The organism is Microcoleus sp. S13_B4 (genome assembly GCF_036700885.1).
Classification (GTDB): domain Bacteria; phylum Cyanobacteriota; class Cyanobacteriia; order Cyanobacteriales; family Microcoleaceae; genus Microcoleus.
Genome location: NZ_JAUBPU010000003.1, coordinates 114413 through 137965, shown reverse-complemented (window position 1 = coordinate 137965; position 23553 = coordinate 114413). Strand labels below are relative to the sequence as shown.

Genomic DNA, 23553 nt, shown 5'->3' with positions numbered 1-23553 from the left:
TGATAGATTTTTTACCGCTGATGAAAGCAGATAAGCGCTGATTAACGCGGATTTATTTATAAATGGAATTTGATATTTCTCCGCTTTGGATATCTCTAAAATCCTCCGCTATTGCGACATTTATCACCTTTTTCCTGGGAATAGCCGCCGCCCGGTGGATGCTTTCAACTCGCATCCGAGGTAAAGCTTTGATTGAAGGGATTTTCATTTCTCCCTTAGTTTTGCCGCCGACAGTAGTCGGATTTTTGCTGCTGCTGCTGTTTGGGAGAAATGGGGCGATCGGGCAATTTTTGCTACAATTCGACTTAACTATAATTTTCACTTGGCAAGCCGCCGCCATTACTGCCACAGTTGTATCATTTCCCCTCATGTACAAAACTGCTTTGGCAGCTTTTGAGCAAATTGATGCCAATCTTCTCAACGCAGCCCGCACTTTGGGAGCATCGGAGTGGCAAGTTTTTTGGCGGATTATGTTGCCGCTAGCATGGCCGGGAATTTTAGCAGGAACTATTCTCGCCTTTGCTCGCGCTTTGGGTGAATTCGGCGCGACGTTGATGTTAGCGGGGAATATTCCCGGACAAACTCAAACTATCCCGATGGCAATTTATTTTGCTGTGGAAGCAGGGGATATGAGGCAAGCTGCTATTTGGGTTTTGATTATTCTTAGTCTTTCTTTGAGCGTGCTAACTGCTGTTAATTTTTGGACTGATTTACAAAGGAAATCGCCCCAACCGAATTCGAGCCAAAGACTGCAATCAAATCTTCCTAAATTCGCGTCTAGTTTTACCACCCAATCTCAAAAACAACAACCGAAAAGCGGACTTTATTTAAGCATTTTTAAACCTCTCTCTAGTTTGGCCTTGGATGTCGGTTTCGATATTGGCCCGGAAGTGCTGGGAATTTTGGGCGCGTCGGGTTCCGGCAAAAGCATGACTCTGCGCTGTATCGCTGGTTTAGAAACTCCAAGGAGCGGTCAAATTTCAGTCAATGGCAGGATTTTATTTGACTCAGCACAGGGCATTAATGTAGCTTCTAAAGACCGCCGCATCGGTTTTTTGTTTCAAAACTATGCTTTATTTCCTCACTTGACTGTGGCTCAAAATATTGCCTTTGGCTTGCAGCATTTATCTGAAAGCGAGCAAAAACTTCGAGTAAAAGAACAACTAATTGCGGTGCAAATGTCGGGACTGGAAAACCGCTACCCGCACGAACTTTCGGGGGGCCAACAGCAGCGGGTGGCTTTGGCGAGGGCGATCGCCCCTTCTCCAGAATTGCTGCTGTTAGACGAACCGTTTTCTGCTTTAGATACTCACTTACGCAGTCAACTCGAACGGGAGTTAATGCAGACTCTGGCTAATTATCGGGGCATTACTTTGTTTGTCAGCCACAATTTAGAGGAAATTTACCGGGTGTGCAAAAATCTGTTGGTATTGGCCGAGGGAAGGCCGATCGCCTTTGATACCAAAGAGAACATTTTCGATCGCCCTGGCAACTTCACTGTCGCCCAGTTGACGGGCTGTAAGAACTTCTGTGCAGCTAAACCGATCGCAGAAACACTCGTCGAGGCGATCGACTGGGGCTGTACTCTGACTGTAGTTGAACCAATTCCCAAATCTCTAGTTTTTGTGGGAATTCGGGCTCATCAACTGACTTTTGTTAGCGGGTGCGATCGTGAAAATACTTTTGCTTGTTGGATCGCTTCGACTGTGGAAACTCCGCACCGGGTGACATTATATCTCAAATTGCACTCGCCTCCCAATGATTCCCAAGATTATCACTTGCAAGCCGAAGTTTTCAAGGAAAAGTGGAGGGCTATTAAGGACAATTCTTTTCCCTGGTATGTTCATTTGGAGCCAATTAGGTTAATATTAATGGAAGCCTGAGTTAACTAGGAATATACAGTTAACCGTCAACACTCAACAGTTAACCGTCAACACTCAACAGCTAAATACCTCTTAACTAAACATCAAATCATGACTGAAAAAATTCAAAAAACCGACGCAGAATGGCAACAGCAACTAACGCCAGAACAGTTTAAAGTCGCCCGTAAAAAGGGAACAGAAAGAGCTTTTAGCGGCGAGTATCACGACAACAAAAAGCCCGGAATTTATAATTGCATTTGCTGCGGTACGGAGCTATTTAAATCAGAAACAAAGTTCGATTCCGGTACCGGTTGGCCGAGTTTCTACGCTCCAGTTAGCGAAGAAAATGTCAAGTGCGAGTCGGATAACACCTTGTTCATGCGCCGAACAGAGGTACTGTGCGCTGTTTGCGACGCTCATCTCGGTCACGTATTTAACGACGGGCCGAAACCTACCGGTCAGCGTTACTGCATGAATTCTGCTGCTCTTAATTTCGTCCCCAAGGATTAATTCAGTCCACAGCCAACACTCAGCAATCAACGGTTCTCAGAAAAATTGTTCTGGAACAAGCTCAAAAGCCTGTTCCAGACAATTGATGTTCAAAATGCACCCGTACTGCTATCTTATGGTGGAGGCAAAAAGAGTAAAAAAATAGTGGCGGCATGGGGATGGTATATCAGCGAGTTTTGCTGAAGCTCAGCGGTGAAGCGCTGATGGGCAGCTTGGGCTACGGCATCGATCCGGTAGTCGTTCAGTCGATCGCCCAGGAAGTGGCCAAAGTCGTGTCCCAAGGCATTCAAATCGCGATAGTTGTCGGTGGTGGCAACATTTTTCGCGGGGTGAAAGCTGCTTCGGCAGGGATGGATCGGGCAACGGCTGATTATGTGGGCATGATTGCTACGGTGATGAATGCTATCACTTTGCAGGATGCCCTTGAACAAGCAGGAGTGCCAACGAGGGTGCAATCGGCGATCGCTATGCAAGAAGTAGCTGAACCCTACATCCGGCGGCGGGCGATTCGCCACCTAGAAAAAAAACGAGTAGTGATTTTTGGTGCCGGTTCTGGCAACCCTTTTTTTACTACTGATACTACAGCCGCTTTGCGGGCGGCTGAAATTGATGCAGAGGTGATTTTTAAAGCTACTAAGGTAGATGGGGTCTACGATTCCGACCCCCACCTCAACCCCAACGCGCGCAGGTATCAAACCCTCACCTATGCCCACGTCTTGAATCAAGATTTGCGGGTGATGGACAGTACCGCGATCGCCCTTTGCAAAGAAAATAATATTCCTATTATGGTATTTGACCTCTCGGTGTCGGGCAACATCTACCGAGCTGTAATGGGAGAATCTATTGGAACTCTTGTCGGAGGTTTTTGTGAAGTTAGCTGAAGCAGAAGATCATATGCAAAAGGCAGTTGAGGCTACTCAACGGTCTTTTAATACTATTAGGACGGGACGCGCCAACGCCTCCCTCCTCGATCGAGTCATGGTAGATTATTACGGAGCTCCAACTCCGATCAAATCCCTTGCCAACATCGGCACGCCGGATGCGACTACGATCAACATTCAACCGTTCGATCGCACAGCACTCACCTCGATCGAAAAAGCGATTTCCCTGTCGGATGTAGGACTCGTTCCCAACAACGACGGTTCAGTTATTCGCTTGAACATTCCGCCCCTGACGAGCGACAGACGCCAAGAATTTGTCAAAATGGCCGCGAAGTTTGCCGAAGAAGGTAAAGTTGCAATTCGCAATATCCGCCGCGATGCCGTTGACTCGATTCGCAAGCAGGAAAAAAGCAGCGATATCTCTAAAGATGAATCCCGCGACTTGCAAGATAAAATTCAAAAGCTGACGGACAAGTACGTTGCCAAAATAGAAGAAGTTCTGGCAGCGAAAGAGAAAGATATCACGACTGTTTAGGGAATGGGAAATTGGGCAGGGGGAATAGGAATAGTTTTGAAATTGCCGAGATCCGGCAGCGAACAACGAGCAGACACTTAATGATTTGTGAGTTGTGAGTTAAAAACTCAAGATTTAACACTCATTAACTTACCAATTCCTCCTGCCCCATGACCAATCACCCATTACCAGTTACCCATTACCCAAAATGTTTGATTGCATTATTGTCGGTGCGGGTCCGGCAGGCAGCACAGCAGCTTATCACCTGGCAAAGCAGGGACGTTCTGTTTTGGTAGTAGAAAAAGCATCTTTGCCCCGCAATAAACCTTGTGGCGGCGGCGTAACTCCTGCGATCGCCCAATGGCTCGATTTTGACCTGACGCCAGCTATTTCTCTGAAAGCTAACAAAATTAGCTACACCTGGAAAATGGGAGACCCGGTGGAAGTTGAGATACGTTCGCCAATGTGGATGGTACAGCGAGATGTATTTGACGATTTTTTAATTAAACAAGCTCAAAAAACTGGTGCGGAACTTAGACACTCTACACAAGTTAAAGGAATTGAGTTTAAAAATTCTGTTTGGGAAGTTAAAACAAACTCAGAACCTGTTTCTGGCCGCTATTTGATTGCTGCTGACGGTGCCGGCGGGCCGATGACTAAGTGGCTAGGATTGAAAGAACAAAAACTTTGTTTGAGCGCAAGTTTAGAAACTCGCTCAATCAAGGGCAACGCCATCAATTTCGATTTTGGTACTATAAAAAAAGGTTTTATCTGGAGCTTTCCCAAAGCTGACGGCTACTCTTTGAGTATTGCTGCGATGCGGGGTGACAAACCAAAAGATATCAAGAAAATTTTGGCCGACTACGCAACTAAGTGCGGTGCGGATGTTAGTGTCAGCAACGTGCGGGAACACGCCATGAGTCTGTGGAATGGCGATCGTAAATTGCACTCGCAAAATGCCCTACTCGCAGGAGACGCAGCCTGTCTCGCCGACCCCCTGTCCGGTGAGGGAATTCGACCTGCAATATTTAGCGGATTTAAGGCCGCTAAGGCGATCGATCGAGCTCTTGAAGGTGCCGACGACGCCCTAGAGCAGTACACTCAATCGATCGCCCAAGAATGGGGAACTGATATGGTTTGGGCCGAGCGCTTGGCTAGGGCATTCTATCAGTTTACAGGAGCTGCTTATAGAGCGGGCGTCAAATTGCCGATGACTACTCAGTTGATGAGCAAAGTTTTGTGTGGGGAACTGCGTTATGCCGATATCGCTAACCGCGCTTTTAACAAGCTGATGCCGTTTTAGAAGGAAGTCCGAGGGAATAACGCATATTGTTAAATCCCCATTGCTTCTTCTTCATTTCCAATTCTTAATCGTTAATTTAAAAATAGGAATTACCCATTATTCCTCATAAAGCCAGGTGATTCCTAGATTTTTCCTTGCCCAACCCCCTGTTTTCCAATAAACTAGGTTTAAAAGCGTAACTGCTATTTTAAATAAAGTCTATGCGAGGATTTTTTAATACAAGCCCCGCGCTGCTTATACGATAAATCTCAAATACTCCTGGAGGCAAAAAGTGGTTTGACACGTTACTAAGAGCGCGGTAAGGCGCTTCAGGGGCAGCTTAAATAATTACATTCTACCTAGATCCTGTAAAATATAAAATCTCAAATCTAATGATAATTTATTTTTATAAAGTAGAGGAGCCTTACGGCTGCTTTTCTAATTTTTCACTACACGACATTAGCCTGCACGGTCAAGATTGGTTGACTGTGGAACATTACTATCAAGCCCAGAAATTTGTCAGCGCTGATGAAAGATTAGTGGCGGCGATTCGATCTGTAGCAACTCCCCAGGAAGCCGCCAAATTAGGTCGCGATCCGAACCACCGGATTCGCGCTGATTGGGAAGCGGTGAAAATTCCCATTATGCGCGAAGCAGTTTTAACTAAGTTTCTCACTCATACAGACATTCAAGCGATTCTCATCGCCACAGGGGATCGAGTGATTGTCGAGGATTCGCCAACGGATTACTACTGGGGGTGTGGCTGCGATCGCACCGGTCAAAATCATTTGGGTAAAATTCTGATGAGCGTGCGCCAAGAAATTAGTCAACGCTTTGCGCGCTGATAGAAACTCAAATTCTTTCGTTAATTATCATTATATGAAGTTATACAACAAATGTCAAGTTATCCTAACAATAAATAATTTTCATAGTAAGAGTTTAATATTGCGAGAAATTTATAAGAGCATTAAAATAATAATTATTATTTGCTTAAGTCCCTCTGTCTGTTGAAGGCAAGGATTCAATCGGCGCGATCGCAGATTTTCCTGACCCCTGTGTCCCCGAGGCGATACACCGTCGTCTCTCAAGAGTGCGCCCCTGCTAAATTGTACAGATCGGTTGAGTCAAAAAGTCAGGCTGATACATTTGAGTTTGATTGCTCCAACAGCCAATCAAAACTTCTTATTATCATTATATAATTACCAAAGGAGATGTATGCAAGTTACTGAAAATACCCAAGCATTACATTATAAACTAGAGAGAGAAGTTTTGGTACGGCGGATAACTGAACGCATCCGTCAATCTCTAGAATTAGATGATATTTTAACCAGTACGGTAGGAGAAGTGCGGTCTTTTTTGAAAACAGATCGCATTATGATTTACAGGTTTAGTGCCGACGGAAGTGGAGAAGTTGTGGCTGAGTCAATTAATAACAACTGTCTCCCTTCCTTGAAAGGACTGCACTTTCCCGCAGACGACATTCCCGCGAGCGCCCGGGAGATGTATGTCACTTTGCGCCAGCGGACAATAATAGATGTTAACTCCGGCACGATCGTCCTAAGTCCCCTCGATGCGGCAGATACCGGTCAACCTTTAGTAAAGGAAGAGATGCACTACCGAGCGCTCGATCCTTGCCACACCGCTTACCTGATGGCAATGGGAGTGCAATCTTCCTTAGTCGTGCCGATTTTGCACCGCAGGATCGCGTCGGAAAACAGCAAAACAGATATCTGCGAGGCGGCAACGTGTCTGACTCGATACGAACCAGGAAATAATCAAAAAATTCACATCGAACTGTGGGGACTTTTAGTGTCTCACCACTGTACCCCCCTCAATATTTCACCAGCAGATTTAGAAGTAGTTCAGCTCGTATCAGATCAATTGTCTAGCGCCATAGCCCACGCACTCCTCCTGCAGCAAACCCGCTCTCAAGCCGCCCGGGAAGCCACCGTGAGCCGCATAGCAGCCCTGTTGTACGGTCACGTCAACATTCAACTGCAAGAGGGCTTAGAAGCCACCGTCACCGCTTTGGGTGGCAGCGGCGGCAGACTCTATCTCAACCCGCCGAAAATCAACGGTGAGAAGTTATCTGCTCCCAAGATTGAAGGAGGATTGTCAATCGCCCCGGCTCACAGTGATGCTACCTTTGAACTGTTCACCACAGGAGAACAACCGACACTTCCGAACTGGGAAAAAATTAAGGCGATCGAAGCTCATCCCCTCTGGCAGGAATGGCTAACCAAAGGATTCAAAAATACCAAAGAAATTCCCACATTCCCAATTCTTAATAATTCTCAATTCCCAGTTTGGATAATTACAGACTTATACAAAGAACCTCTATTTAGAGTTTTAGTTCCTGGTTTCCAAGCTACTAAAATTAGGGGTTTGCTCGTAATTCCCCTCCACTACCAACAACAAGTAGTCGGCTGTTTGACCATTTTCCGCAATGAAATTGATACCGAAAAAATGTGGGCTGGGCGCTTTGACAGCAGCGCTGCACAAACCCTTCCCAGACAATCTTTTGAAATCTGGCGAGAAATAAAAAAAGGTCAGTCGCCAGAGTGGAAGTGGGAGGAGATCGAGCAAGCTTTAGCTATAGGCAGCCAATTTTGTTCGGCAATTGGGCAGTACGTTCTTCATAAAGAAGTGCAAACCCTGAATGCCAACTTGGAGCGCCAAGTTCAAGAACGCACGGCCCAATTGCAACAATCCTTGGAGTTTGCCAAAGTATTGACGCGAGTTAGAGACCAGATTTGCAGCACCTTAGATTTAAAAATCATACTGCAAACTATTGTGCGAGAAGTGAGAGTTTTGTTGGATACCGATCGCACGGTAATCTACCAATTTGCAGCAGACAAACAGGGCGAGGTAGTTGTCGAAGCTGTTTGCGGCCAGTGGCCGTCCATTTTAGGTATCACAGCTCCAGAAGGATGCTTTCCCGAAGGCTCAGACTGCTTTTATCGAGCCGGACGGGTGCGAGCAATTAATGATATTTATACTGAGGAATTAACACCCTGTCACCGCGATTTTTTGGAAGAGTTGCAGGTGAGAGGAAGTTTAATTGTGCCCATGAGAGGCAAAGATTCCCAATTGTGGGGGTTGCTGATTGCCCATGAGTGTTCGGGGCCAAGAGTTTGGCAAACAGCAGAACAGGAATTGGTGCAACATTTAGCGGCTCAAGCTGCGATCGCCATTCACCAAGCAGAACTTTATCAAGAAAGTCTCAATGCAGCAACTGCCGATCGATTAAAAGCCGAACAGCTAGCTAAAACCGTCACAGAACTGCACAATACCCAAGCCCAACTGATTCAAACCGAAAAAATGTCCAGTCTCGGACAACTGCTGGCCGGAGTCGCCCACGAAATCAATAACCCCGTTAACTTTATCTACGGCAATCTGTCCCACGCCAGCGAATACACCAAAGATTTGCTCTGCTTGGTGGAACTCTACCGCCAGCACTACCCCAATCCCAACCCACAAATTAACGAGTGTTCCGAAGCAATCGACATCGAATTTCTTGCCGAAGATTTGCCAAAAATTTTGGGTTCCATGACAGTCGGAGTTGAGCGCATCCGCCAGTTAGTTGTATCTTTGCGTAATTTTTCCAGAAGCGATCAAGCCGAGAAAAAAGCCGTTAACATTCACGAGGGCATCGACAGTACCCTGTTGATTTTGCAGCACCGGATCAAAGCCAATTCTGATCACAACACCGTAGAAATCATTAAAGAATATGGCAATTTGCCCTTAGTAGAATGCTATGCCAGCTCGCTCAATCAGGTATTTATGAATCTGATCGGTAATGCCCTTGACGCTCTAGAAATGGGAAAAAAAGACGGAGTTATGAATCTTCCCTTTAAGGCGGCAAGTGCAGAGGCGACACATTTAACCTCCCAAAAACTGGCTATCGAGTCAGGAGATATAAAGGCCACCACCGAGTGTTTGATTCCTGATTTCCCATCCCCTTGCATTCGGATTCGCACCCAATTAATCGATGAAAAAACGGTAGGAATTTGCATTGCAGACAATGGTCACGGCATCCCCAAAGAGTTAATTTCTCACATCTTTAATCCGTTTTTTACTACTAAACCCGTCGGTCGGGGCACGGGTTTAGGACTGTCTATCAGTTACCAAATTGTAGTTGAGAAACACCAAGGCGTACTTAAGTGTGTTTCTGTACCCGGTCATGGTACAGAGTTCTGGATCGAGATTCCCCTGAATTAGGCAACCGTCAAGGCAAGATTAGCTTCACCAGCACAGAACCGATCGATCCCAGAAGACTCATAAAGTCGCCGCGGCTGGAAGTGCGGGGCTCCGTAGGCTTTTGACGTGCAACAATGGCTTCGGCTAACTGCTTTGACAACTCCTGACCTTGGGGATTTCCTTGAGCGACAAATAGTTGGTTTGCTCTGGCCGCGTCTTGAGCCGCACCGCTGAAGTCTCCCAAGTCAGCGCGAGACATACTGCGGGCAAAATAAACGGCTGCTAAATCCGATTTCAGATTCAGCGCTTGATTGTAATAATCAATGGCGTTTCTGTAGTTTCCTGCTTGAGCTTCCAGCACTCCCAACCGGTAGAAGTCTTCAGCGGTGCCGATATTGGTTGGCATTCCTCTAACTCCGAGCAGTTGCGCGTTAGTTAAATTGGCGTTGAGCAAATTGGCGTCGCTGAGATAGGCACTTCTCAAGTCAGCACCGCTGAGGTTGGCACCCGTGAGGTTGGCCCCTGTCAGGTTGACGCCAAACAGGCTAGTGCCGCTGAGGTTGGCACCGCTGAGGTCAGCCCCGGTGAGGTTGGCTCGACTGAGGTTAGCCAACCTCAAGTCAGCACCTTTGAGATTGGCTCCGGTTAAGTTGGCTAAAACCAAGCCCGCACTGCTGAGGTCGCAGTTGGGACACTCTCGGGTGGCTAGTAATTGTTGCGTGTGTTGGATGTTCTCGGCAGATGCAGGAGCGATCGGGGCGATCGCGCTCAGCAGCGTTACAGCAGCGAGGATTCTGAGTTTCATTTTAACCGTCCAAAATCCAAAATATTAAATCTAAAATAGCTTTTATCCAAGCAATTGAAAATCACCATAACACAAGTTCACCCAACAAATCTTTTGACTTGCTGTATGTAGGAGTTCTGGGCGCCATCAGCACCCTAAATTGAAGTTATCCGCCTTACCTGAGTGTCAAATAAACACTTCGCTGCCAATAAATTAGGGTAATGAAAACCTCATTACCCTTTAGCCGCTGTTCTCGGCAACCATAAAAATTAACAAATAAATTAGTCGTGAATCGTGCCGTCGGGCATCGTTGTACCCTTAAGATATACTCCGCTCAGGTTAACTTTTGTAAGGTTTGCTCCCAACAGGTTTGCTCCGCTTAAGTCTGACGCACTTAAAATCGCGTCAGTCAAGTCTGCCCTAATTAGACTCGCCCCCATTAAGTCTGCTCCGCTAAGGTCTACTTTGCTCAAGTTTGCGCCAATTAAATCGCATTCTGTGAGCACCGCCCTACGCAAGTTTACTCCGTAAAGATTTACTCCGTGCAAGTCTGCACGGCTGAGTGTTGCCCGAGATAAGTTGGCTCCAATTAAAGTTGCTTGGATCAGAGAAGCTCCGCTCAAGTCTGCTTTGCTGAGGTTCGCTCCCATCAACTCAGCTCGATGCAGGTTAGCTTCAACTAAAAGTGCTGCTGTAAGGTCGGCTCCACCTAAATCTGCTTTGCTCAAATTAATCTTGCACAAATTGGCTTTGCCAAAGTTGACTCTGTTGAGTTTCGCTTTGCTGAGATTGGCTCCAATCAGGTCGGCTTCATACAGATTGGCTCCAATCAATTCTGCTTCGTAGAGGTAGACCTCGTGCAGGTAGACCCCGCTAAAATTTCTTTCTCCTATTGCGTATAGCTTGAGCAGTTCGTCAACGTTCATTGTGGCTTCTCTACACCTTTTAAATGAAGAATACTGTCAGCACGCTGGTTGCACCGGATGTTCTGCAATTTTAGATTCTGAAATATTCACACCCAGCCTCAAACTTCCCTCAATCGGCAAGGTTTGAGTAGAAATTAGATGGTTTGGTGAGGGTGAAGGACAAAGCTGCATTCTATTTTCACTTTGGTGAAAAATTAATATTTTAAAATTTTAACAACAAGTTGGATCGCACTTCCTAACTAAATCCCAAAGATTCTACGTGGAAACTCCGATCAATCGAACCCATAACTTTTTGTGGCTAGTTGAGCTTACTGAGTACATATGTGATTTAGATCACTAAGAAGTGTTAGTATTATCACATAGAAACAACCTTTTCGATCACAGCAGGCGGGGCAAGATAGCCGATAGTGTTACTGTAATGCTGAGAAATTGACAATCCCACCCTCGCCGTGTTTTACTCAACTGGCGATCGAGTACGTAGTTTCACAGATACTTGCCCGCTTGCTGTGAAAGTCGGTTGCAACATCACTCGGCGCTACCCGCTCTGACCCATGAGAGTGCTGATATCTAAGGATTTCTCGCATAGCGAAAGCCAAAAATGCACTCCTGGGACTAGGGGAATGTCTGTATAAAAATGCGATCGCTGGTGTACAGACATTAGCCTGTTGGCTAGCTCCTAATGACTAAAAATCGCCCATAGGTTCGCAAAAAATACCAATAAATACCAGGAAAACCATGAGAGATGTTTAACAATAAGAGAATAAATGGTATTCCTTAAGAGTAACCTATTGCTGCTAATGTTACAGTCGCTCGGTTAACGGCTATCAGTATTAGCAATGAGGCTTGTCTAGCAAATACAAAACAGGTCTAGAAACCGGGTTTTTTACAAAAAAAAATCGTTGCAACCTTTGCTCCAGGTTAAAATAATCCGGTTTCTAAGCATCAGAGCGCGTCCAGGCATGAAAAAGTTTAATGAGAGCCTTTTTGTATTGCTTCATGGCAAACAAAAGGCGAGTATTTAGGATACGAGCAGATTTTGCTCCCTTGTCAAACAAAGCTATTGTAGAACGTGAATCGTGAGGTAATTGATATGGCTGGAGTATGTAAACTTAGCATCACAGAGACAATTGAAGAACTAAAAAACCTGTTAACTGAACAAAAAACAGCAAGCGGCTTTCAAAAAATTCAAGCACTTTACCTGTTCAAAATTTGTCACGTTAAGACAGTTAAAGAATTGGCAATGACGATCGGGGTAAATCGAATTACAGTGCAGCGGTGGCTCAGAAAGTACCGCTCTGACGGACTCGAAGGACTCCTCGAAACAAAGCACAGCGGCGGCCGTAAGCCGGCCATTCCTCCTCTGGCCCGCGCTAGTTTGGCAATGCGCCTCAGTGACCCCCAGGAAGGCTTTAAAAGCTATGGAGAAATTCAAGAGTGGTTGCAGCAGGAATACAGCATTGAAGCTTCCTATAAAGCGGTTTACGCCACAGTCAGATACCACCTAAAAGCCAAGTTGACGAAAGTCTAGACAGTTCATACTACGTCGGATTAATCACTTGTCATCTAATTGTTTGCAGTCAGCCTTTGAAGATTTTTAGGACTTGCGTCGTCACGACAAACCTGACTAATTCTTTTTTAACAAAACTCGCTCTCATAAACTGCGGAGCATATAAATTATGTGTTGTGGCGATGGGGGTGAGGGGGAGAAGATTTGATGCTTTTCCGGCGTTTTTGAAAGCTGCTTAAAAAATTGGCCATAAATCATAGCTTGCAAGTTTTGTCTAATTTGCAGGTTTTGTTATATGGAGGTAAAAATTGGCAGTGGCTAAGGCAAAAACCGATCCAAAGCCGCTTTCAACTCTTCGATTTCCGTATCGATATTACCTTCTTTAGCGGCTCGGGCAATGCACTCCGTTAAGTGTTCGTCAAGAATGATTCTCGCTACGCGATCGAGCGCCCCTCGAACCGCAGCAACTTGCACGAGAACTTCGGGACATGGACGGTTTTCTTGCACCATTGTTTTAATGCCGCGGACGTGTCCCTCAATCCGAGACAAGCGATTGACCAGCCGCCGCATCGATTCTTCATCGTGATGGTGAGGGTGGGCTGATTTATCGTCGTGATGGTGGTGGGAATTTGAGGGCAAGGATTTGTCAGTAGAAGTATCAGATAGAATCATTGGGGTTACGAGAGAAAATTTAAAAGTTAGAATTCAGAATATGTTGAGTTTGTGCGGGCTCGTGACTCATGTATTGTAACTGTCAAAATATATTTAGGATCTTCATAGTGCCAGATTATTGAGTCCGCACGATCGCACACGTTTACCAGACTAACCCAGACTAACAAAGATTGACGCTATGCGACTATTTAAGTTTTTTCGCCCCGCACCTCGAACGGGTGCTCGTTGGTTCGCCCTAATTTTAGGAATGACGATCGCCCTGAGTGCGTTAACAATCAATGCTGCACCCGCTGCTGCCGCTGATGGCATCAATCCGCCCAACTTACAGTTCCAGAGTTTCCCAGGCACTCCCCCGAATCCGCAAATGTTAGCGCTGCGGAGTCCTGAACTCCCGGGGGATACTGGCAGTTTTGTGACGGCGGCTGTCGATCGAGTCGGGCCGGCAGTTGTCCGCATTGATACCGAGCGCACAGTCAGTCGTAACCTCGACCCCTTAATGGAAGACCCCTTCTTCCGTAGATTTTTGGGAGAAGATTTACGCAGCATGACCCCCAGACAAGAACGCTTACGCGGTCAAGGTTCCGGCTTCATCATTGACAAAAGCGGCATTGTTTTAACCAACGCTCACGTAGTTGACAAAGCCGATCGAGTGACTGTCACCTTAAACGACGGCAGGACATTTCCAGGAGAAGTGCAAGGTACTGACGAAGTAACAGATTTGGCTGTTGTCAAAATTAATACCAAGCAATTAAACCTGCCGACGGCCACCTTGGGAGATTCCGACGCGGTGAAAGTGGGAGATTGGGCGATCGCCGTGGGCAACCCCCTCGGATTTGACAACACCGTCACCTTGGGCATTATCAGCACCCTCAAACGATCCAGCGCAGCCGTCGGCATTCCCGACAAGCGGCTTGATTTCATTCAAACTGACGCCGCCATCAATCCCGGCAATTCCGGCGGCCCCCTGTTAAACAGCAGAGGAGAAGTAATTGGCATCAACACGGCGATTCGAGCTGATGCAATGGGTATTGGCTTTGCGATTCCGATCGACAAAGCCAAGGCTATCTACGCGCAGTTAGCCAAGGGAGAACAAGTCAGCCATCCGTTTTTGGGGATTCAGATGATTGCTTTGACTCCTGAAATGGCCAGAGAGAATAATTCTGACCCCAATGCTCCTTTAATTGTGCCGGAAGTCAAAGGGGTTTTAGTGATGCGAGTTGTGCCAAATACGCCTGCTGAGGCAGCAGGGGTTCGCAAGGGGGATGTCATCGTTCAAATTGATGGTGAGGGAGTGACTGAACCCGAACAGTTGCAAAATTTGGTGGAAAACAGCAAAATCGGTCAAATTCTGCAACTGAAGGTGCGCCGCGGTGCCCAGATTAAAGAAGTTCCGGTTCAAACTGCTCAACTGAGAGATTTTTAACTAGAAGAGGAAGGGGGGAAATTTGTTAAAAACCCCTCTTCAACTCGATCGCGTGCTGGGCAGAAAAATTGTTCACAAATGAAATAGGATTGCTATCATAGATGATTTAAATTCACTCAACTATGACCGAATATTGCGTCTACTTTTAACTTCAATCCTGATGCAAAAGGATCTCGCCCTTGAGTCTATGCGCTCGTACTCTAACTGCTTCAGCTCAAATCCGCTCAAATCCGCGCTTCATCGGAATTACAAAGTTGAGTCAAGTGGCCACCGTATCTATCTTCGAGATATTAGGGCAGTTTTCTGTTTATCAACTCACTTTAAGCTGTCAAATGTCAAGAGCCACAACTCTTGCTTCACTTAAATCCTGATGGCTTTCTAACTATTTAGTTTACCAACAAAAACGCCCAATCATTGCGATAACGCTGGCAACTATGCTGAGTTATAGTATCATTTGTAACAGTTGCGTAATTCATCCGCAATTAAAGTAAGTGGATTAAAGTAAAAAATACATGGTAGACCTGGTGTTGCACAAATGACATCTCTCTTAGTATAGACTATAGGCTAAACCAGCCCCTACAAAAGCTTACAAAATATTATTGTTTTTTGGCGCTTACCTAGTTATATTGGCCATAATTAATAGACATAAAATAAAAAAATTAGGGAGAATTTAGTATGACCTCTGTGGAATTTGAAAAAACAGTCATGACTGAAGAAGAGGTGGCAAAGTTATGGGAAGTGTTCAAAGTATTGGACGCGGACGGGAGCGATGCTATTTCATCAGAAGAACTCGGTCAAGTGATGCGATCGCTAGGACAGAGTGCTAACGAAACTGAGCTGCGCGAAATGATCGAGGAAGTGGACTTAGACTTGTCGGGCAGTATCGATTTTGAGGAATTCAAAATCCTGATGGTGTCCCAGCAAGGCGATCGCCAGAGTCGTCTCAAAATGTCATTTAGTGTATTTGATGAAAACGGTAGCGGTCAAATCACTAAAAACGAGATGCAGGATGTGATGAGCGAATTTGGGCTGACAGAGCCAGAGCTCGATGAGATCATCAAAGAGGCAGACCATGACGGCAATGCCTTAATTGACTTTGAGGAATTCTGCACACTAATACCCGATGAGCCAGAGATCGCAACAGCAGATCAAGACTCGCCGATTCCGGTTGTCAGTACACAAACAACCGAGATTTCAGATAGTACAGTGGCTGCGCTCGAAAGTATAGCCACTGCTGTCAACGAGGCAGCTTCTCCCACTATTGAACCTAATCAAGAAGATCTACAAGAACCACCCACCGGTTGCAATCGAGAAATAGCGCGGCTAAAAGAACTACTCGCCCAACACCCACAAGCTGAGAAGAAGCGCGGTACGTCCCGCTTGGAGATGCAGATTGGTTTGTTTCGTCTGATCCAGGGAGCAGCCTACCGCAGCTTCCGCGAGAGTTTCTGCGCCAACCACGAGACTCACCTGTGCGTGAGAGACTTGCCATACAAAATTGCTGATTTTGTGCGATTTGTCAGGAGTACGATCGCGCTTTATAAAGGATTGGGTGTAGTAGAGTCGGCGTGCAACCCTCTACTGGATGCTGTAGTTAAATCGCTTGAAGATGAATATGCCCGACTAGAGCATCGCATCAAGAACTGGAAAACCATAGAAAAAACTCCTGAAATGTTGGCCCAAGAACAAGCCATGTTGCAGGCGCGGGATAAGTCTGCCACGGCCAAGGAGAAGTTTGGGGCGGCAGTCGAGTTGGCAATGACCATCAAAAATGATAGTCTCAACTTGCGTGACATTGCCGAGGGTGTGCTTGCCATCAACGAACTCAACCGACTGCGAAACCTGGAGCTGAGTGAGAGCATGGCAGCGCCACCAGCCAAATCCGAGGGAGATCCCACAGAGTACCTGAAGAAGTGGAACCGCGTCATCCTCTCGGAGGCATCCGAGGAAATAGATGGTGCGATGATGCCAGTAGCATATTGGTATGAAGACTTTATGCCGAAGTTGCTGGCTGCCTTCAGCGTCATTACCGCAGCAGACATTCCCTTCAACACGGTGCCTGACGAAGCAGCTTTAAACGATTGGTACGAAGCGACTAAAACGTCTGGGGAATTTGGGCGCTATGGGGCGGATGTTGCAGAAAACTTTCCCAAATGCGCTCCAAAACAGAAGCTGATGCTTCAACAGGCATGGCGCTTGACGCACCACTACCTCAATGGGATACAGAAACGGCGCGAACGCTTAGAGTCTGGGCGGGAGTCTGGCGAACTCTCGCAATATGTGGCGTTCATCGATGTGTATATCGATCGCACGCAAGTAAAGAATTCACAAATGCGGGTCAGTTTCCCTTACTATATTGGCCCTGCGGTGTGGCGTTTCTTGCACACTACGGCTGAGATAGTCTCTACCAAGACCCCCCAACAGCAAAAAACTCTGGTGACCATCTTCAAGCACTTCTTCAACCTGTTTGCCAGTATGTATCCCTGCCCCTACTGCCGCCACCACCTCAACGCCTACGTCGTGCAGAATAAGGAGGTGGAAATTTACCCTGTGGAGTACCTCGTGCTGGGGCGCGACCCGCGTCTGAATAGCTTTGAGGTATCAATGGAGGCAAAGCTGTCCACCGTAGTAGATGGCCCTTCTCTGCGCTTATTCTTCTGGAAGTTGCACAACACTGTCTCTTCATCAATTGCGCGATCGGAAGAGTGGTATCAAAAGGATGAGGAAGCATTGTACACCACCCGTTATTGGCCCAGCATTGAGTCTGAGCTAGCACGAGCCAAAGCCCTCAAACAAATCAGCATTGCCACCGATCGGATGTACCGCCTCTACGGTATCCTGAAGCCCGCAGCACGACTGACAGGGGTGAGAGCAATATTGCATAAGCTGTTGGATAAGAGGGATGAGGAAGGAATCAAGGAGGTATGCTTAGTTGCTGAAGATTACATCCAGGAGTTGGACGAGGCGATCGTCACGGGACAATTCCTACAAGAGACATACTACTTTGACCCTGACCTTGTGGATGAAGCTCCAGTCTTCACTCCTGAAGAAGAGGAGTTTGCTCGCAGCGGTGTGTTCGTCGAGGCTACTTGAATATCAGCAAGTAAAAACTTAAGTTTTTCAGCTTAACTTTTCAAGCTGCCAAGAAATAACTCGCGCAATTTTCATTTTTTTGAGTCACAGTCAACAGTCAACAGTCAACAAGCACGCACGGTGCAACCGCAATCGATATCATGCTTCTTGCCTATCCCAAAATTCCAGATAGTAAAAATTGCCCTAACGAACAATGTGTAGCTTTTGAGAAGTACGATGGCACTAATTTGCATTGGGTTTGGGAAATTGAACTTGGTTGGTATGCTTTTGGTACGCGCCGCAGTAGGTTTGATTTGGATGAGATGGGAATTGCAGAATTTAATGCTGCACATCCAGGTTTAGAAGAAGCACCGGAAATTTTTAAAAGAGACTTTGCTAGTCCCTTAGAGTCTATATTTCGAGAGAACGAACAGTATCACTGCCCTGAAATTACTGTGTTTACAGAGTTTTTTGGTGCTAACTCGTTTGCGGGAAAGCACAAAAAGGACGATCACAAACAACTGGTGCTTTTTGATGTGGAAACTGAGGGCGGTATGGTTGTTCCCGATCGGTTTATTCAGGATTTTGGTAAGTTAAATATTGCGCGAGTAATTTATCGCGGCAAACTGACGGGCAAGTTTATGGACGATCTTCGCAAGGGGAAATACGGTGTGGATGAAGGTGTTGTGTGCAAGGGAGGCCGCAATTCTAATAATCTGTGGATGGTGAAGATTAAGACTGATGCGTATATGCAGAGATTGCAGCAAGCTTTTAAGGATGATTGGGAAAATTACTGGGAGTAATATCAAATCTGAAGGCTAACTTTTCCATGAATCGATCGAGTAGTGCGATCGCTGAAACAACCTCTTTTGCTCCCCCTTTACCAGAAGTGTTGACAAAGAACCTATCTTGTGCTGAGATGGTAGTGCTGAAGGTGCAGAGCGATCGCGTGAATCTCCGGGTGGCGGCTGAGGCGGCGGATTATTTGTATCGGATGGCTGCGGGGAGCCTTAAACGGTTTGCTACTTATTTTGATTTGGAGAGTGGGACGGCAAGGTCGATTTATATTACGCAGCAGTCTGTGTACGCAGCATTGAAATCTATAGCCAATGAAACCATAACGCCACGCTAGTCTGGTATTTAGCTCAAAACTTATGCGACAAGCTGATACTGTTATGAGTCATAATTAACTATTAACTAAAGACAAGCCGCTAACCTCCTCTACCACCGATGAATAAAAAGCTGATTGCCTTCTTGTATATCCTGGCGACCCAAACACTAACTGCTGTGATGTCTTGGGCAATTAACCAACTACCTGGACAATCTGCCCTGGGCATTCCACCACAAATAATTATTTTAATAACAGTCGTAGCTTTATTGGCAAGTGTTTTTTTGAGCACCCAGTCTAGTGGATCGCAGACAAGTTTAGCAACGACCAACCTTATTTGGGTATTTAGTCTGCCTGCTATTGGCAGTATTATCCTTTACTTATTGCTCAAGACGGGTAATTTGCCGAGTGAGTTAGCTCAGCCTGCCGCTTACGTTTCTTTGTTATTGTTTTTGATCGGCACACTGCTGCCAGCAATAATAATAGCTTATGGGGAAATTCAGCACAGTCACATAGCCCAATCTACTGCCACAGAAACTAATGTTGTAACCCCACCTGTCGATATCGAGCTGTCTCCCATCTCTTCCACTAGATACCGATTAGCAGTCATACTTAACGCTGAAACTTTTAGCCAAGTTTACGAAGCAAACGTCCAATCTATTATTACTCATTTACGCAACCTTTCTGGTGATTCCTCTCTGAGAATAGTAGGTATTGAAAAAGGAAGTATAATCATTACGCTAGAGGCTTCCCAGAAAGGGATTGAGAAAATTGAATCTTTACATCAGTCTGGAAGCATCTCGGAGATATTGGGAATTCGTGTCAAAGATTTATTGCGTGTAGATTTGAATAATAAAACTCTTCAAGAAGAGGCGGGAATTAATGTCGAGTTTTATATAAAAAGTCAAATTCAGATTGAGAAAATATTACAAGAAAAGCTTAACATTGCGCCGGAGGAAAAACTCTTTGGTATAGAAGAAAATCTAGCAATATTAAGACAGTATCTACAAGATAAAGAAGGTAGTTGGTTTATTAGTATTGCTGGTGAGGGAGGGATTGGCAAAACATCAATTGCCGAGAAATTAGTCAGAAAATATACAGCAATATCGGGATTTGAAAAGCTAGCTTGGATTACAGCTAAAAGAACCTATTTGAATCCTACAGGGGAAACTCAAAATACCAGAGAAACCTTGAACATTGATTCAATGATTTATGAAATAGCAAGGCAATTGGGAATAACATTACCGCCAACACTTAATGAGCAGTTTCCTTATTTGCAAGAAAAACTCCAATCATCTCCTTATCTGATACTTATAGATAGTCTAGAAACTTTTGAAGAGTATCAAACTTTATTTTCAAAATTTGACATTCATAGTTCGAGGAACAACTTTAAGCCAAGTAAGGTTATTTTTACATCCAGAGTAAAAATTCAAAAAACAGATATTAGAGAGTTGAGAATTAAAGGATTAAGTGAAAAGGCATCTTTAGAGTTAATTAGGTATCAAGGAAATGATCTTGAGCGAATTAAAAATGCGAGTGATGGTCAACTGTTACCCATTTATTCAAAAACTGAAGGAAACCCACTTTTAATCAAGCTGGTGGTAAGTCTAATTAAAAGATATGATTCACCCTTAAATGAAATTATTGACTTCATTAAAATGGAAGATCAACTTTTAAATTACTTATATGTAGAAGCTCTACACTCAATTTCAGATAACGCTCGAATAGTTATAAATGCCATGACTAGCTATGTTCAGAGTAGCGCTGTTTCTTACCAAATGCTGAAAGATACCACTGGACTGGAAGATACCAAACTCAGGGAAGCTATACAAGAGTGTGTTCGACATAGTTCTTTGCTTTCATCTCTTCCTCATCAGCTTGATGAAGAACCACGTTATTCGATTCACAACCTACTATATGAGTATCTAACTATACGAGGATCTAATCTAAATGGCTCTTCCACCTAAATTTGACGTAAAGGCTACTCAGCAAGACGATCAAGAAAAAAACAAACAGCAAAAAGACTCGGGAGGTTCTAAGAATACACTCATAAGCAAGCTGAAATATTCGGAGGTTCATCCTGATGCTGATATCCCTAATATCCTTAGGGCGTTGGAAGATAATAAAGATGATTTAAAACAAACATTAAATTGTTGTCGCGCTGTAATTAAGTTTGCTAATAAGGCTGTCAATGTTGGTCTATCAGAGGACTGGCTTAAAGCAACTGAACAAGTCCTCCTAAATATTGATAAATATATATCGTCATCAGACTTGCCGAAAGAAGAAAAAATACCCTTTACTAATTTGTATATCGCTAAGTTTTCGTGTCTCCAAGTACGCAATAATCGTAACGAAGAGGCAAAAAAGTGTTTAGAAAAAGCAATTTCTTTGTCTAGCAATCTTGATGAGGAAATTGAGGCCTACCTTACGCTTGCCAAATATTATGAAAATGTAAGTGAGTATAAGGAAATGAAAAATTACCTTGACAAATGTGAGAAGATTTGTCAAACAAAACCCATCCTTGAAAATTACTTAGCTCATGTCTGGCTTCTGCTAGGACACTATTATTTTTTTCAATTTAACTTTCGTCATTCCAGACAAAATTTAATAAAAGCCAGAACCAAACTCAAATCAATTTTAAATAAAGCTCAAAATGAAACTAAAGAAAGTGCATTGACTCATAGAAGACTTTCTGACTGTTTACATTATATGGGAAGAATTTATCATGAGCAGTATGAACTGGTTAAAACTGCTGAGTATTATATTGAAGCTCAAAGGATATTAGAAGAAAATCAAAAAAAGAATCTTTTAGCAACAGAACCAGGAGCAACTGCATTCTATCATCTGAGATTAGGACAAATTCTGGAGACTTGTAAAATTAGAGATAGTGCTAACGAGCATTACTCTAAGAGTTTAGGAATTTTCAACGAGTTTAGTAAATCCGGTTTAGCACAAGTGAGTCTGGCTCTAGCTAATATGATAAAGGACGCTCCTACTTCGCAATCTAAAAGTTATGAACCAACTTTAAAGAAACAAGAAGCGCAAATTAAAAAAGCTGAGGAGGATTCATTAAAAACAGGTTACTATCGAGGATACTTGTTGGCACTACTACAGCTATTTTGGCTGTATGTAAGAAATTTGAAATTTCATTTAGCATTGCCCTTGGTTTGGAAAGCTCTGACTTCAGATGAGTTCAAGAAATCAGGTGGTGTTTTACTTTTATACCGTTATGCGAAAAAATTTCTTTTCGGTATCTTTTACAAAATCAGGTTTCTGGTATGGCTAAAATTACATTCTGATAAAGTTCTCTACAGATGCCCTTGTCCAATTCACCAAAATAAACAAGATGAAAAGTAATATAAATTTAATTTTCCAAATACTAGCTTTATTTACATTTACATTTTATGCTTATTCTACTTTCCTTGCAATTTATTTTACTCTCAGGATTCTATTTTGGGATAGGCTAGCTCTAGTAGGGTTTATTGGCAACTTCATTCCTTGGATTTTTTTGCCAATCTTTACTTTTCCCATTATCTCATTTTTTTTAAAAAATAAATTTTTTTTTGTAATTTCATGCTGTGCTGTACTTATTATTTTAGGTTGGTTTCATGTCAAGTATTACTCTCCTAAAGTTTTTGATAAAGTAGATGCTTCTCCTAGTATCACCGTTTTGTCGATAAATGTTGGGCAGCATCTCGTTGAATCGGAATTTTTAAACAATTTCATTTTAGAGAAAAAAGCAGATATTGTATTCTTGCAAGAAGTTACCCATAAACATATTAAGAATGGCTGGCGTAATTTAATAGAAACGTATCCCTATCAGGTTCATGGCCCACTGCTTAGTGACAAACAGGTAGGTATGGGAATATTAAGTCGATATCCCATCCTCTCCTCTAAAGACTTTAAACTGGCAGAGGAAGGACTTGTATTTCAACAGAGGGCTAACGTCCAGATCGGTGAACAAGAAATAGCTATTTATAACATTCATACAACATATCCTTGGTTTCTTCCTCAGAAAATTTTCCTTTCCCTTACTCTACCTATTTATAACTATTCTATTCGTTCCAGAGAAATTCAGACTTTAGTTAAGTTACTACAGGATGAAAATCTTCCAGTTATTGCTGCTGGAGATTTTAATATGACAGACCAAGCTCAAGATTACAGTTATTTAACCCAAATACTCATAGACTCTTTCCAGGAATCTGGATGGGGGTTTGGTTTTACTTGGCCTGCTCACAAAAACCCAAGTGGAGAAATAAATTTAGACCAGCCAATAGTTAGAGTTGATTACATTATGCACTCTGATGATTGGACATCGCAAGCTACGCAGGTTTTGTCTAAAACCGGATCGGATCACTTCCCCATTACTACAAAATTATTTTTTAGTAGAACTGTGACGCAAGCTGCGTTGATTAAAAACAGTTCCTGAAATAATTACCGCCGATCGACTCTTGCGGATTTCTGTACCGACTGAGGGGGCGAAATTCACGAGCCAGATGCTTCCCAGTCGGTAATCGCTGCTTGCTGCCATGCTTCCTCCTCATCGGCTAATTCATCGCTCAGTTCATCGAGCAATAAACAGGCTTCTACCATTGCCTGCTGTTCTTGTTGTTTACGCCATGCTTGCAATAAAAGCTCAATTAGCCGACTGGGATTTTCTACACGATCGTCAATGTAACGCACTAGCTCATCTGGCAAAGAGATAGATACTTTCCTATTATTTATGCCACTTTTAATACTACCATTGGTCGCACATCCATCCAGCAGATAGCAAGCTGATGAAGTAGAGCAGCAGCAGCGCCGATTTTGTCT

Annotated in this window: 20 protein-coding genes; 15 read left to right on the top strand and 5 right to left on the bottom strand. The window is 44.3% G+C overall.

Going from position 1 to position 23553, the window contains the following annotated elements:
• The first annotated feature begins 62 nt into the window (after positions 1 to 62).
• The 7 genes from modB (at position 63) to QT994_RS03290 (ending at position 9270) form a co-directional block, all read left to right on the top strand.
• The gene (gene modB, locus QT994_RS03320) at positions 63 to 1883 is read left to right on the top strand and encodes a molybdate ABC transporter permease subunit (protein WP_333171766.1); all 1821 of its coding nucleotides are present in this window, start codon (positions 63 to 65) and stop codon (positions 1881 to 1883) included.
• Between the two features lie 90 nt (positions 1884 to 1973).
• Positions 1974 to 2372 (top strand): peptide-methionine (R)-S-oxide reductase MsrB, encoded by a 399-nt coding sequence (msrB, locus tag QT994_RS03315; protein ID WP_333171764.1) that lies wholly within the window; start codon positions 1974 to 1976, stop codon positions 2370 to 2372.
• Between the two features lie 152 nt (positions 2373 to 2524).
• Positions 2525 to 3253, top strand: coding sequence for a UMP kinase (gene pyrH, locus QT994_RS03310; protein ID WP_071884014.1), 729 nt, complete (start codon positions 2525 to 2527; stop codon positions 3251 to 3253).
• On the top strand, positions 3240 to 3788 hold the full coding sequence (gene frr / locus QT994_RS03305; protein WP_333047890.1) for a ribosome recycling factor: 549 nt from the start codon (positions 3240 to 3242) through the stop codon (positions 3786 to 3788). Before pyrH ends, frr begins: the two co-directional genes overlap by 14 nt.
• 187 nt (positions 3789 to 3975) lie before the next feature.
• A complete protein-coding gene (locus tag QT994_RS03300) occupies positions 3976 to 5070 on the top strand; it encodes a geranylgeranyl reductase family protein (RefSeq protein ID WP_333171762.1) in 1095 nt (364 codons plus the stop codon).
• Positions 5071 to 5441: 371 nt separating this feature from the next.
• Positions 5442 to 5894 carry an NADAR family protein gene (locus QT994_RS03295; protein ID WP_333171760.1) on the top strand — a complete coding sequence of 151 codons (453 nt, stop codon included), beginning with the start codon at positions 5442 to 5444 and terminating at the stop codon, positions 5892 to 5894.
• 370 nt (positions 5895 to 6264) lie between these two features.
• On the top strand, positions 6265 to 9270 hold the full coding sequence (locus QT994_RS03290; RefSeq protein WP_333171758.1) for a GAF domain-containing protein: 3006 nt from the start codon (positions 6265 to 6267) through the stop codon (positions 9268 to 9270).
• Positions 9271 to 9277: 7 nt separating this feature from the next.
• Here QT994_RS03290 and QT994_RS03285 read toward each other — a convergent pair whose 3' ends face one another.
• Complete coding sequence (locus QT994_RS03285) at positions 9278 to 10054, bottom strand: pentapeptide repeat-containing protein (protein ID WP_333171756.1); 777 nt, start codon at positions 10052 to 10054, stop codon at positions 9278 to 9280.
• Between the two features lie 260 nt (positions 10055 to 10314).
• Entirely contained in the window at positions 10315 to 10959 is a 645-nt protein-coding gene (locus tag QT994_RS03280) for a pentapeptide repeat-containing protein (protein ID WP_333047885.1), read from the bottom strand.
• A 1090-nt stretch (positions 10960 to 12049) separates the two neighbouring features.
• Between QT994_RS03280 and QT994_RS03275 the strand changes: the two genes are divergently transcribed.
• A complete protein-coding gene (locus QT994_RS03275; protein WP_006632106.1) occupies positions 12050 to 12487 on the top strand; it encodes a helix-turn-helix domain-containing protein in 438 nt (145 codons plus the stop codon).
• A 297-nt stretch (positions 12488 to 12784) separates the two neighbouring features.
• On the opposite strand, the gene QT994_RS03270 is transcribed toward QT994_RS03275, so the two are convergent.
• A complete protein-coding gene (locus QT994_RS03270) occupies positions 12785 to 13138 on the bottom strand; it encodes a metal-sensing transcriptional repressor (RefSeq protein ID WP_242723064.1) in 354 nt (117 codons plus the stop codon).
• A 178-nt stretch (positions 13139 to 13316) separates the two neighbouring features.
• Here QT994_RS03270 and QT994_RS03265 point away from each other — a divergent pair, with 178 nt between their 5' ends.
• The 7 genes from QT994_RS03265 (at position 13317) to QT994_RS03235 (ending at position 23170) form a co-directional block, all read left to right on the top strand.
• Positions 13317 to 14561 (top strand): HhoA/HhoB/HtrA family serine endopeptidase, encoded by a 1245-nt coding sequence (locus tag QT994_RS03265; protein ID WP_333171754.1) that lies wholly within the window; start codon positions 13317 to 13319, stop codon positions 14559 to 14561.
• Positions 14562 to 15236: 675 nt separating this feature from the next.
• Positions 15237 to 17654, top strand: coding sequence for an EF-hand domain-containing protein (locus QT994_RS03260; RefSeq protein ID WP_333171752.1), 2418 nt, complete (start codon positions 15237 to 15239; stop codon positions 17652 to 17654).
• A 140-nt stretch (positions 17655 to 17794) separates the two neighbouring features.
• Positions 17795 to 18436 carry an RNA ligase family protein gene (locus QT994_RS03255; RefSeq protein ID WP_333171750.1) on the top strand — a complete coding sequence of 214 codons (642 nt, stop codon included), beginning with the start codon at positions 17795 to 17797 and terminating at the stop codon, positions 18434 to 18436.
• A 26-nt stretch (positions 18437 to 18462) separates the two neighbouring features.
• Positions 18463 to 18765 (top strand): hypothetical protein, encoded by a 303-nt coding sequence (locus QT994_RS03250; RefSeq protein ID WP_333171748.1) that lies wholly within the window; start codon positions 18463 to 18465, stop codon positions 18763 to 18765.
• A 98-nt stretch (positions 18766 to 18863) separates the two neighbouring features.
• Positions 18864 to 20708: an NB-ARC domain-containing protein gene (locus QT994_RS03245; protein WP_333171746.1), complete on the top strand. Its 1845-nt coding sequence runs from the start codon at positions 18864 to 18866 to the stop codon at positions 20706 to 20708.
• Positions 20692 to 22098, top strand: a complete 1407-nt coding sequence (locus QT994_RS03240; protein WP_333171744.1) for a hypothetical protein — start codon at positions 20692 to 20694, stop codon at positions 22096 to 22098. The genes QT994_RS03245 and QT994_RS03240 overlap by 17 nt, the downstream gene beginning before the upstream one ends.
• On the top strand, positions 22088 to 23170 hold the full coding sequence (locus QT994_RS03235; RefSeq protein ID WP_333171742.1) for an endonuclease/exonuclease/phosphatase family protein: 1083 nt from the start codon (positions 22088 to 22090) through the stop codon (positions 23168 to 23170). Before QT994_RS03240 ends, QT994_RS03235 begins: the two co-directional genes overlap by 11 nt.
• Here QT994_RS03235 and QT994_RS03230 read toward each other — a convergent pair.
• A complete protein-coding gene (locus QT994_RS03230; RefSeq protein WP_333171740.1) occupies positions 23117 to 23272 on the bottom strand; it encodes a type II toxin-antitoxin system PemK/MazF family toxin in 156 nt (51 codons plus the stop codon). The genes QT994_RS03235 and QT994_RS03230 overlap by 54 nt on opposite strands.
• Positions 23227 to 23439 (bottom strand): hypothetical protein, encoded by a 213-nt coding sequence (locus tag QT994_RS03225; RefSeq protein ID WP_333171738.1) that lies wholly within the window; start codon positions 23437 to 23439, stop codon positions 23227 to 23229. The genes QT994_RS03230 and QT994_RS03225 overlap by 46 nt, the downstream gene beginning before the upstream one ends.
• Positions 23440 to 23553 lie beyond the last annotated feature (114 nt).

Excerpts from the sequence above, each read along its gene's own strand:
- QT994_RS03260 (WP_333171752.1), top strand. The coding sequence starts at position 15,237 with ATGACCTCTGTGGAATTTGAAAAAACAGTCATGACTGAAGAAGAGGTG.
- QT994_RS03275 (WP_006632106.1), top strand. The coding sequence starts at position 12,050 with ATGGCTGGAGTATGTAAACTTAGCATCACAGAGACAATTGAAGAACTA.
- QT994_RS03230 (WP_333171740.1), bottom strand. The coding sequence starts at position 23,272 with ATGGCAGCAAGCAGCGATTACCGACTGGGAAGCATCTGGCTCGTGAAT.
- QT994_RS03265 (WP_333171754.1), top strand. The coding sequence starts at position 13,317 with ATGCGACTATTTAAGTTTTTTCGCCCCGCACCTCGAACGGGTGCTCGT.
- QT994_RS03240 (WP_333171744.1), top strand. The coding sequence starts at position 20,692 with ATGGCTCTTCCACCTAAATTTGACGTAAAGGCTACTCAGCAAGACGAT.
- QT994_RS03270 (WP_242723064.1), bottom strand. The coding sequence starts at position 13,138 with ATGATTCTATCTGATACTTCTACTGACAAATCCTTGCCCTCAAATTCC.
- msrB (WP_333171764.1), top strand. The coding sequence starts at position 1,974 with ATGACTGAAAAAATTCAAAAAACCGACGCAGAATGGCAACAGCAACTA.
- QT994_RS03235 (WP_333171742.1), top strand. The coding sequence starts at position 22,088 with ATGAAAAGTAATATAAATTTAATTTTCCAAATACTAGCTTTATTTACA.
- QT994_RS03285 (WP_333171756.1), bottom strand. The coding sequence starts at position 10,054 with ATGAAACTCAGAATCCTCGCTGCTGTAACGCTGCTGAGCGCGATCGCC.
- QT994_RS03290 (WP_333171758.1), top strand. The coding sequence starts at position 6,265 with ATGCAAGTTACTGAAAATACCCAAGCATTACATTATAAACTAGAGAGA.
- QT994_RS03250 (WP_333171748.1), top strand. The coding sequence starts at position 18,463 with ATGAATCGATCGAGTAGTGCGATCGCTGAAACAACCTCTTTTGCTCCC.
- pyrH (WP_071884014.1), top strand. The coding sequence starts at position 2,525 with ATGGGGATGGTATATCAGCGAGTTTTGCTGAAGCTCAGCGGTGAAGCG.
- QT994_RS03255 (WP_333171750.1), top strand. The coding sequence starts at position 17,795 with ATGCTTCTTGCCTATCCCAAAATTCCAGATAGTAAAAATTGCCCTAAC.
- QT994_RS03295 (WP_333171760.1), top strand. The coding sequence starts at position 5,442 with ATGATAATTTATTTTTATAAAGTAGAGGAGCCTTACGGCTGCTTTTCT.
- QT994_RS03300 (WP_333171762.1), top strand. The coding sequence starts at position 3,976 with ATGTTTGATTGCATTATTGTCGGTGCGGGTCCGGCAGGCAGCACAGCA.
- QT994_RS03280 (WP_333047885.1), bottom strand. The coding sequence starts at position 10,959 with ATGAACGTTGACGAACTGCTCAAGCTATACGCAATAGGAGAAAGAAAT.
- QT994_RS03245 (WP_333171746.1), top strand. The coding sequence starts at position 18,864 with ATGAATAAAAAGCTGATTGCCTTCTTGTATATCCTGGCGACCCAAACA.
- modB (WP_333171766.1), top strand. The coding sequence starts at position 63 with ATGGAATTTGATATTTCTCCGCTTTGGATATCTCTAAAATCCTCCGCT.